The following is an 8,128-nucleotide window of genomic DNA, read 5'->3' as shown; positions in this document are numbered from 1 at the left end:
GACCTTCACGGTCCGGGGCAGCCCCTACACGCTCAGGCGCTCCGCGCCCTACGCTTCCTTCGTCAGGTTCGGGCCGGCGCCGCCTGCCGCCTGCTCGATCGGCGGGACGTCGGGCAGAGCCGACTTCTCCTCGCCACGGAACGTGAACGTCTTCTCGTCGCCCTCGCCCTCCGTACCCACGACCACGATGTGACCGGGGCGCAGCTCACCGAAGAGGATCTTCTCGGAGAGGATGTCCTCGATCTCGCGCTGGATCGTCCGGCGCAGCGGCCGGGCGCCCATCACGGGGTCGTAGCCCTTCTTCGCCAGGAGCGACTTGGCCTCCGAGCTGAGCTCGATGCCCATGTCACGGTCCTTGAGGCGCTCATCCACCTTGTCGACCATGAGGTCGACGATCTGGATGATGTCTTCCTCGGTCAGCTGGTGGAAGACGACCGTGTCGTCGACACGGTTGAGGAACTCAGGCCGGAAGTGCTGCTTGAGCTCTTCGTTGACCTTGACCTTCATCCGCTCGTAGTTCGTCTTCACATCCCCCTGGGCCGCGAAGCCCAGGTTGAAGCCCTTGGAGATGTCCCGGGTCCCGAGGTTGGTCGTCATGATGATGACCGTGTTCTTGAAGTCCACGACCCGGCCCTGGGAGTCGGTCAGGCGACCGTCTTCCAGAATCTGGAGCAGTGAATTGAAGATATCGGGGTGGGCCTTCTCGACCTCGTCGAAGAGCACGACGGAGAACGGCTTGCGGCGCACCTTCTCGGTGAGCTGGCCGCCCTCTTCGTAGCCCACGTAACCGGGAGGCGAACCGAAGAGACGGGAAACCGTGTGCTTCTCGCTGAACTCCGACATGTCGAGGGCGATCAGCGCGTCCTCGTCACCGAAGAGGAATTCGGCGAGCGTCTTGGAGAGCTCGGTCTTACCGACACCGGACGGGCCGGCGAAGATGAACGAGCCACCGGGGCGCTTGGGGTCCTTCAGACCGGCCCGCGTACGGCGGATCGCCTGCGAAAGGGCCTTGATGGCGTCCTTCTGGCCGATGACGCGCTTGTGGAGCTCGTCCTCCATGCGCAGCAGCCGGGAGGACTCCTCCTCGGTCATCTTGAAGACCGGGATGCCGGTGGAGGCGGCCAGGACCTCGGCGATGAGCTCGCCGTCGACCTCGGCGACGACGTCCATGTCGCCGGCCTTCCACTCCTTCTCCCGCTTGGCCTTCGCAGCCAGCAGCTGCTTCTCCTTGTCCCGGAGCGAGGCCGCCTTCTCGAAGTCCTGGGAGTCGATGGCCGACTCCTTGTCGCGGCGGACACCCGCGATCTTCTCGTCGAACTCGCGGAGGTCCGGCGGCGCGGTCATCCGGCGGATGCGCATCCGGGAACCGGCCTCGTCGATCAGGTCGATCGCCTTGTCCGGCAGGAAGCGGTCCGAGACGTACCGGTCGGCCAGGGTGGCGGCCTGAACCAGCGCCTCGTCCGTGATGGAGACCCGGTGGTGGGCCTCGTACCGGTCGCGCAGACCCTTGAGGATCTCGATCGTGTGCGGCAGCGTCGGCTCCGCGACCTGGATCGGCTGGAAGCGGCGCTCCAGCGCGGCGTCCTTCTCCAGGTGCTTGCGGTACTCGTCGAGCGTCGTGGCACCGATGGTCTGGAGCTCACCCCGCGCCAGCATCGGCTTCAGGATCGAGGCGGCGTCGATGGCGCCTTCCGCGGCACCCGCACCGACCAGCGTGTGGAGCTCGTCGATGAACAGGATGATGTCGCCGCGGGTGCGGATCTCCTTGAGGACCTTCTTCAGGCGCTCCTCGAAGTCACCGCGGTAACGGGAGCCGGCGACCAGGGCACCGAGGTCGAGGGTGTAGAGGTGCTTGTCCTTGAGGGTCTCGGGCACCTCGCCCTTGACGATGGCCTGGGCCAGGCCCTCGACGACCGCCGTCTTGCCGACGCCGGGCTCGCCGATGAGGACCGGGTTGTTCTTGGTACGGCGGGAGAGCACCTGCATGACCCGCTCGATCTCCTTCTCGCGCCCGATGACCGGGTCGAGCTTGGACTCACGAGCGGCCTGGGTGAGATTCCGGCCGAACTGGTCGAGCACCAGGGACGTCGAGGGCGTGCCCTCGGCGGGACCGCCGGCGGTGGCGGCCTCCTTGCCTCCCGAGTACCCGGAGAGCAGCTGGATGACCTGCTGCCGCACCCGGTTCAGGTCGGCGCCCAGCTTCACGAGGACCTGGGCGGCGACGCCCTCGCCCTCGCGGATCAGGCCGAGCAGGATGTGCTCCGTGCCGATGTAGTTGTGACCGAGCTGAAGGGCCTCACGGAGCGACAGCTCCAGGACCTTCTTCGCCCGGGGCGTGAAGGGGATGTGCCCGGACGGGGCCTGCTGGCCCTGACCGATGATCTCCTCCACCTGCTGGCGGACCGCCTCGAGCGAAATCCCGAGGCTCTCCAGGGCCTTAGCGGCGACACCCTCACCCTCGTGGATCAGGCCCAGGAGGATGTGCTCGGTGCCGATGTAGTTGTGGTTGAGCATCCGGGCTTCTTCCTGAGCCAGGACGACAACCCGCCGCGCGCGGTCGGTGAACCTCTCGAACATCGTTAATCGCTCCTCAGAGCGGTCAGGCAGTAAGGGGTCGGTCCCCTCCCTGTCCTTCCGCAGCTTAGTCCCGCAAGCGGGGACCGCTCATTTCAACTGCCGACACCCGTCGATGGCCTCCTGCCCCGAACGCCGACAACTGCCTCAACCCGATGGTGCGAGACGATGTTCCCGCAGGCCAGGCAGATAGCCCTTTCGCCAGTACGCCGATGGCGAACGTGAGACGTTTTTGCCCGCGTGTCGCCCCTTCCCACTAGGGATGTCTTACCCGCACCCACCGACAGTCCATGCGGCGCGCCCCCGTTCACTCCGCTACGGGCGAACAACTTCGTGCCGTCGGGCGCTTCCACGCGCCCCCGTCACGCACACGAAGAGCGAGGGATCGGGGGCTTTCCGTAACCCGGGGCGGTCCTGGGCGGTTCTCCGGGGCATGGCCCCCCTCGTCCCGCCTCCCCGCTCCTCCCCGGAAGCCGACGGCTGCGCGCAGTGGTACGCACGTGAGCTCGGCTGGGCCACGGCGGGCACCTCGCCCGTGCGGCTGCCCACCGGGCTGCGCTTCGACGTGCTCGACCTCCCGGCCGCCGCGGGCCGCGCCGTCCTTCGCCGGGTGGCGCGCACCGGGCCCGTGGCGCTGGCGGGACAGCGGATGTGGCTGCTGGTGTCCGCCGGAAGCGCCGACGAACTGCCGGGACTGCTCGACTGGCTGGAGTGGGGCGGGATCACGCTCGACCTGACCGCGATCGGCACCGGGGGCTCCATCACGGCACCGGTGCCGCCCGGCAGGACCACGGCCCCGCCGGGGGCCGCACTCTGGCTACGGCACCCCGAGCCGCGCCGGGCGGTGGAGGTCCCGCTGCCCGCGCTGGCCGGTTTCGGGGACAGGGGCGACGACGCTCCCGATCTCGTACGGCTCGTGGACGCCGCGGCGACGGAATGCCACCGGGCCCGGCTGGCACAGGCCCGCAGGAACCTGGGAGCCGGCCGGCCGGCGAGTCAGCCGTTGGCCTTCTCGTAGGCCTCACGGATCTCGGCCGGGACACGGCCGCGGTCATTCACGCTGTGGCCGTTCTCCCGGGCCCACTTACGGATCTCGGCGGTGTCCTTGTTGCCACCCGTGACGGCACGGCCCTTGCCGCGGCCGGTCGCCGCACGGCCACCGGTACGACGGCCGCTCTTGGTGTACGGCTCAAGAAGACCGCGGAGCTTGTCCGCGTTGCTCGTGGTGAGGTCGATCTCGTACGTCTTGCCATCCAGAGCGAACGTCACGGTCTCGTCCGCCTCGCCGCCGTCGAGGTCATCAACAAGAAGGACCTGAACCTTCTGCGCCACCGGATTTCCTTTCATCGAAAATGCAGTACGCGGAAAGGAAACCGCTTTTCCCCGGAAAACACAAACCCCTGGGAGAGGTTCAGGAGCTCGAGAAGACGGGAAACGTGCGCGATTCGGACATACAGTTCCGGGCGCCACCCGCCGTTCACAGGTGCAGAAGCATCCGGGTGTTGCCCAAGGTGTTCGGTTTCACTCGTTCGAGACCGAGGAACTCCGCGACACCCTCGTCATAGGAACGCAGCAGCTCACTGTAGACATCTCCGTCGACCGGCGTCTCTCCGATCTCGGTGAACCCGTGCTTGGTGAAGAAGTCGACTTCGAAGGTGAGGCAGAAAACCCTGCGGACGCCCAGCCAGCGCGCGGTCTGCAGGAGCTTGTCGAGGACTTGGTGCCCCACACCTGCGCCCTTGATGGCGGGATCCACGGCGAGAGTGCGCACCTCGGCGAGGTCTTCCCACATGACGTGGAGTGCGCCGCAGCCGATGACCCGGGCGTCCTCGTCGCGTTCGGCGACCCAGAACTCCTGGATGTCCTCGTAAAGCGTGACCGTCGCTTTGTCGAGCAGGATGCCTTCGGAGACGTACCCGTCGAGCAGGCTCCGTACGGACGCCACATCGCTGGTCCTGGCACGCCGGACGGTGATGGCCACTTCTTTTACCGACGGGTCGGTACGGAAATCGGCGTCCTGATCGGTACGAGGATCGGTTTGCGGCAGCTCTGAGGACATACCCCCGACGCTATCGCCCGGAGTCCGGCGGAGCTTCATCGGCCGGAGACCCGCCCTCCGGTCCGGATGCCGGGGGTTCGGAGAGAGCGGGCGCGACGATGCGCACCGCGTCCCGGAGCGCTTCGCGCTGCTCGGCGGACATCATCCCGAAGAACGCGACGAGGGCGGCCGCCGGGTTGTCGCTGCGCGACCAGGCTTCGTTCATCAGTGCGGCCGAGTAGGCGGCACGGGTGGAGACCGCCGTATATCGATAAGCCCGGCCGTCCACTTCCCGGCGCACCCAGCCCTTCTGATGGAGATTGTCCATTACGGTCATGACGGTCGTGTATGCGATGGACCTCTCCTGCTGAAGGTCCTCGAGAACTTCCCGCACGGTGACCGGACGGTTCCATTGCCAGATCCGTGTCATCACGGCGTCTTCCAGCTCTCCCAATTGGCGAGGCACAGCGTCACCTTAGTGCTAGATGTCTGGAATGACATATTTCGTCCCACACAAAAGGGCGCACGACTCCTCCAGGAGCCGTGCGCCCTTCGCGCTCGGGCCGGGTCAGACGCCTTCGGTCCGCGGGGCCTGCCGCGCCGATTCGGCGCCGGCGATGGCCGCGTCCACGGCCGCGTCCTCCTTGGCCTTGTTCGGCCCGCCCTGACTCTTGATGATCGTCACGACGAGACCGATGAAGAAGACGGCCATCACCACGGGCGGCAGGAGCGCGGATACGTAGTCCATGCTCCCCAGAGTAGCGAGCCCGGCATTCCGGTCTTCTGGAGACCCCTCGGACACGGCGTGTCCGAGGGGTCGCCGTGTCCGAGGGCGCGTCGGCAGGGCCCCGGCCGTCAGGAGACGGCACGCTCCTCGGGCGGGGCCTTCGGCTCGGGGCGGCGCGGCGGGAAGACCTCCGACGGCTTGGGCGCCGGCCGCGCGGGGGCCGCCGGGCGCCCGGGGACCGCCGGACGGGCCGGAGTACCGGGCTGTCGCGGCCCCTCGGGGCGCGCGGGCCCGCCGGACGCCGCCCGGCCGCCCGGCAGGGCCAGCAACCGGCCGCGCTGGGCGGGCGTCACGGGCGCGGCGCGGCCCGCGAGCCGGGCGCGGACCGAACGTTCGGCGATCACCTGGCAGCGTTCCAGGAGGGCGGCCGCGACCGGCCCGCCCCGCAGCGCGCGCAGCGCGGCGAGGTCCTCGGGGCGGGGGTCGTACCCGGCCGCCAAGGCGTCCTGCAGAAGCTCCAGATAGCCGGTGAGCGAACCGGGGAGCGCCTCCCGGTAGCGGGCGAGGTCGGCGAGGAGGAAGGCGCGGAGCCTGCCCGCCTCGTCCGCGGCCTCGTCCACCGCGTCCGCGAGCCGCAGACAGTCCTGGACATCCTCTTCCGGCAGGGGCGTGGGGTGGAGGGCATGGGCGAGAGCGCGTCGGAGCACCCGCAGCTCGTCCGCACCGAACGCCATGCCGCCGCGTGATCCGTAGGGCGTGGGCATGACGCGACAATACGCGCTAAAGGGACAAAATCCTCTTAACTGGTCGCCCGGCGGCGCGGCGTACAGCCGCTGCCGCCGGGTCGTTCCCGCAGGTGACCGCGGGCGGGCCCTACATCCGGGCGATGTTGCGCTCGTACACCAGGCGCAGCCCGATGAGGGTCAGCCAGGGTTCGTGCTCGTCGATGACGGAGGACTCCCCCAACACCATCGGCGCAAGACCACCGGTCGCGATGACGGTGACGTCGTCCGGGTCGGCCGCGAGCTCCTTCTTCATCCGCCGGACGACCCCGTCGATCTGGCCGGCGAAGCCGTAGACGATGCCCGACTGCATGGCCTCGACGGTGTTCTTCCCGATGACGCTGCGGGGCCGGGCCAGCTCGATCTTGCGGAGCTGGGCGCCCCTCACCCCCAGCGCCTCCACCGAGATCTCGATCCCGGGAGCGATCACCCCGCCGGTGTACTCGCCCCGGGCGGAGACCGCGTCGAAGGTGGTGGCCGTGCCGAGGTCCACGACGATCGCCGGGCCGCCGTAGAGCTCGACCGCGGCGACCGAGTTGATGATGCGGTCCGCGCCGACCTCCTTGGGGTTGTCGGTGAGGACCGGCACCCCCGTCTTGACGCCGGGCTCCACCAGGATCGCGGGGACGTCGCCGTAGTAGCGGCGGGTGACCTCGCGGAGCTCGTGCAGGACGGCGGGGACGGTGGAGCAGATCGCGATCCCCTCGATGCCGTCGCCGAGCTCCATCCCGAGCAGCGGGTGCATGCCCATCAGGCCCTGGAGCAACACGGCGAGCTCGTCGGCGGTGCGGCGGGCGTCGGTGGAGATCCGCCAGTGCTCGACGATCTCCTCGCCGTCGAACAGTCCGAGGACCGTGTGCGAGTTGCCGACGTCGATGGTGAGCAGCATCAGACGCCGGCCTCCTCGGCGTCACGGAAGTCCAGGCCGATGTCGAGGATCGGCGACGAGTGGGTGAGCGCCCCGACGGCCAGGTAGTCGACGCCGGCCTCGGCGTAGGCGCGGGCGGAGTCGAGGGAGAGCCGGCCCGAGGACTCCAGCACGGCGCGGCCGTCGACGAGGGCCACCGCCTCGGCGGTCGTGACCGGGGTGAAGTTGTCCAGCAGGATCAGGTCGGCACCGGCGTCCAGCACCTCGCGGACCTGCTCCAGGGTGTCGACCTCGACCTCGATGGGCAGCTCGGGGAAGGCGGCCCGCACCCGCTTGAACGCCTCGGCCACACCGCCCGCCGCGATCACGTGGTTGTCCTTCACGAGGGCCGCGTCCACCAGGGACATCCGGTGGTTGACGCCGCCGCCGCAGCGCACCGCGTACTTCTCCAGCGCGCGCAGCCCGGGCGTCGTCTTACGGGTGTCGCGGACGGCCGCCTTCGTGCCCTCCAGCACGTCCGCCCAGGCCCGGGTCGCGGTCGCGATCCCCGAGAGCCGGCAGAGCAGGTTCAGCGCGCTGCGCTCCCCGGTGAGCAGGTCACGGGTGCGGGAGGTGACGGTGAGCAGCTTCTGGCCGGGTACGACGCGGTCGCCGTCCTCGACGTGCCGCTCCACCTCGAACTCGTCCGTGCAGACGATGGACAGGACGGCCTCGGCGACGCGCAGGCCGGCGACGACGCCCGCCTCACGGGCCGTGAAGTCACCGGTGGCGACGGCGTCCTCCGGGACGGTCGCGACGGTCGTCACGTCGACCCCGCCGTCCAGGTCCTCCTCGATCGCCACGTGGGCGATGTCCTCGACCTGCACCGGGTCCAGGCCCGCCTCGGCGAGGAGCTGGGCGAGCGCGGGGTCCAGGCCGCACTCCAGGGCCTCGGCGTCGTATCCGCCGCAGCCGCAGTCGTCGCCGCAGCCGCCCCCGGACCCGGCGGGGGCGCCGATCTGGATCAGCGGTACGTCCACGGGGGTGGGACGCGGGTTCTCTTCGGGCGTGCTCACGACTGCGGCTCCTGGGGGGCGTCGGCGGGGTGGTTCGGGAGGTCGGCGGGTGCGGCGGAGACGGCCGGGCCGCCGGTGCGGACG

At 69.5% G+C, this 8,128-nt stretch carries 9 protein-coding genes; 1 reads left to right on the top strand and 8 read right to left on the bottom strand.

Annotated elements, in window-relative coordinates; all coding sequences use genetic code 11:
- Window positions 1-48: 48 nt before the first annotated feature.
- Complete coding sequence (locus tag IH13_RS0104160; protein ID WP_031081051.1) at window positions 49-2,577, bottom strand: ATP-dependent Clp protease ATP-binding subunit; 2,529 nt, start codon at window positions 2,575-2,577, stop codon at window positions 49-51.
- 430 nt (window positions 2,578-3,007) lie between these two features.
- Between IH13_RS0104160 and IH13_RS0104155 the strand changes: the two genes are divergently transcribed.
- Window positions 3,008-3,592, top strand: coding sequence for an SCO3374 family protein (locus IH13_RS0104155; RefSeq protein ID WP_031081049.1), 585 nt, complete (start codon window positions 3,008-3,010; stop codon window positions 3,590-3,592).
- Here IH13_RS0104155 and IH13_RS0104150 read toward each other — a convergent pair.
- The 7 genes from IH13_RS0104150 to nadC all read right to left on the bottom strand — a co-directional run bounded on the left by IH13_RS0104150 (window position 3,571) and on the right by nadC (window position 8,044).
- A complete protein-coding gene (locus IH13_RS0104150; RefSeq protein ID WP_031081048.1) occupies window positions 3,571-3,906 on the bottom strand; it encodes a histone-like nucleoid-structuring protein Lsr2 in 336 nt (111 codons plus the stop codon). The two genes, IH13_RS0104155 and IH13_RS0104150, sit on opposite strands and share 22 nt — an antisense overlap.
- Before the next feature lie 145 nt (window positions 3,907-4,051).
- On the bottom strand, window positions 4,052-4,633 hold the full coding sequence (locus IH13_RS0104145) for an amino-acid N-acetyltransferase (protein ID WP_031081047.1): 582 nt from the start codon (window positions 4,631-4,633) through the stop codon (window positions 4,052-4,054).
- Window positions 4,634-4,643: 10 nt separating this feature from the next.
- Complete coding sequence (locus IH13_RS0104140; RefSeq protein WP_031081046.1) at window positions 4,644-5,078, bottom strand: BlaI/MecI/CopY family transcriptional regulator; 435 nt, start codon at window positions 5,076-5,078, stop codon at window positions 4,644-4,646.
- 102 nt (window positions 5,079-5,180) lie between these two features.
- Window positions 5,181-5,360: a hypothetical protein gene (locus IH13_RS0104135; RefSeq protein ID WP_031081045.1), complete on the bottom strand. Its 180-nt coding sequence runs from the start codon at window positions 5,358-5,360 to the stop codon at window positions 5,181-5,183.
- Window positions 5,361-5,467: 107 nt separating this feature from the next.
- Window positions 5,468-6,073 carry a hypothetical protein gene (locus IH13_RS0104130; protein ID WP_031081044.1) on the bottom strand — a complete coding sequence of 202 codons (606 nt, stop codon included), beginning with the start codon at window positions 6,071-6,073 and terminating at the stop codon, window positions 5,468-5,470.
- A 139-nt stretch (window positions 6,074-6,212) separates the two neighbouring features.
- The gene (locus IH13_RS0104125) at window positions 6,213-7,010 is read right to left on the bottom strand and encodes a type III pantothenate kinase (RefSeq protein ID WP_031081043.1); all 798 of its coding nucleotides are present in this window, start codon (window positions 7,008-7,010) and stop codon (window positions 6,213-6,215) included.
- Complete coding sequence (nadC, locus tag IH13_RS0104120) at window positions 7,010-8,044, bottom strand: carboxylating nicotinate-nucleotide diphosphorylase (protein ID WP_031081042.1); 1,035 nt, start codon at window positions 8,042-8,044, stop codon at window positions 7,010-7,012. Before nadC ends, IH13_RS0104125 begins: the two co-directional genes overlap by 1 nt.
- Window positions 8,045-8,128: the final 84 nt, after the last annotated feature.

The sequence above is a fragment of the Streptomyces sp. NRRL WC-3549 genome, assembly GCF_000721935.1.
GTDB lineage: Bacteria > Actinomycetota > Actinomycetes > Streptomycetales > Streptomycetaceae > Streptomyces.
Note: the sequence above shows the minus strand (reverse complement) of the source record. Positions and strands in the feature narration are given on the sequence as shown.